Below are 1,366 nucleotides of genomic sequence, written 5' to 3' on the forward strand. Positions count from 1 at the left end.
GTTCAGCCTGTTTATTGTGCTCGTCGGCAAGTCGCCGATCCTGCTCTACGAGACCATGTGGCGCGGCGGCTTCGGCTCCTGGTTCTCGGTCCAGAACTCGCTGTCGCGCGCCGCTCCCCTGCTGCTGGCCGCGCTCTGCGTGGCCCTGCCGGCCCGGCTCGGCCTCGTCGTCATCGGCGGCGAGGGTGCAATCGTGCTCGGCGGCGTCGCCGCTGCGGCAGCCGGCACTGCGCTCAGCGGCGGGCCATCGTCAATCGTCATTCTTGCCATGGGCGTGGCGGGCATGGCCGCCGGCGGCATCTGGATCGGTGCCGTCGGCGCGCTGCGCCATTATCGGGCCGTCAACGAAACCATTTCCAGCCTGCTGATGGCCTACATCGCCATCGCGCTGATGAACCAGCTGGTGGAAGGGCCGTTGCGCGACCCGGCCTCGCTCAACAAGCCGTCAACGCAGCCGCTGGCGGACATCTACCGCATCGGCAACATTCCGGGCATGGACGTGCATTGGGGGCTGGTTGTCGGTGTCGTCGCCTGCATCCTCTCCTGGTTGCTCATCGAAAAGACCCGCTGGGGTTTTGCCGCGCGCATCGCCGGCGGCAATGTGCGGGCAGCACAGGTACAGGGGCTGGCCGTCGGGCCGCTGATCGTCGGCTTCACCGCGCTCGCTGGCGGCTTTGCCGGGCTTGCCGGCATGCTGGAGGTCGCCGCCGTGCAGGGGAGCGCCAACGCCTCGCTTTCCGCCGGCTATGGTTACACCGGCATCCTTGTCGCCTTCCTGGCCCGCCACAATCCGCTGGCCATCATTCCGTTCGCCATCCTGCTTGGCGGCATCGACGCCTCGGGCGGGCTGATACAGCGCCGCATGGACCTGCCCGACGCCACGGTGCTGGTGCTGCAAGGCATGATCTTCATCGTCATCCTGTTCAGCGAAACCCTCTACGGCCGCTTCAAGGCCTTCAATCCCGATCTTTGGAAAAGACCCGATCTCGTGAAGGGAGCCGCCTGATGGACGCGACCGAGATCGGCCTCTGGGGCGTGCCGCTGGCCGTGCTCGGCGGCGCCATCCGCGTGTCGACGCCCTTCATCTTCGTCTCGCTGGGCGAGGCGATCACCGAGCGTTCGGGTCGCATCAATCTGGGGCTCGAAGGCACGCTGGTCTTCGGTGCGATGACCGCCTATGCGGTGGCGGTGATGACGGGCTCGCCATGGCTCGGCCTCATCGCCGCCGCCTTCGCCGGCCTGTGCTTCGGCCTGTTCCATGGCTGGATCTGCAGATTCCCGAAAGTCAACGACATCGCCGTCGGCATCGCGCTGATGCTGTTCGGCTCGGGTCTCGCCTTCTTCTTCGGCAAGCCGTTTATCAAGC

1 protein-coding gene and 1 pseudogene (1 of these 2 cut by a window edge) are annotated in these 1,366 nt (G+C 66.5%); both read left to right on the top strand.

Features of this window, described 5'->3' with window-relative positions:
• The coding region (locus EOC06_RS33405; RefSeq protein ID WP_164898887.1) for an ABC transporter permease at nt 1-1,006 on the top strand (1,006 nt) is incomplete at its 5' end.
• Nucleotides 1,006-1,366: pseudogene (locus tag EOC06_RS33410) on the top strand (ABC transporter permease); it runs 583 nt beyond the window's last position. The gene EOC06_RS33405 and the pseudogene EOC06_RS33410, both read left to right, overlap by 1 nt.

Origin of the sequence: Mesorhizobium sp. M7A.F.Ca.MR.362.00.0.0 (genome assembly GCF_004023175.1) — a bacterium.
In the GTDB taxonomy this organism is placed as follows: Bacteria; Pseudomonadota; Alphaproteobacteria; order Rhizobiales; family Rhizobiaceae; genus Mesorhizobium.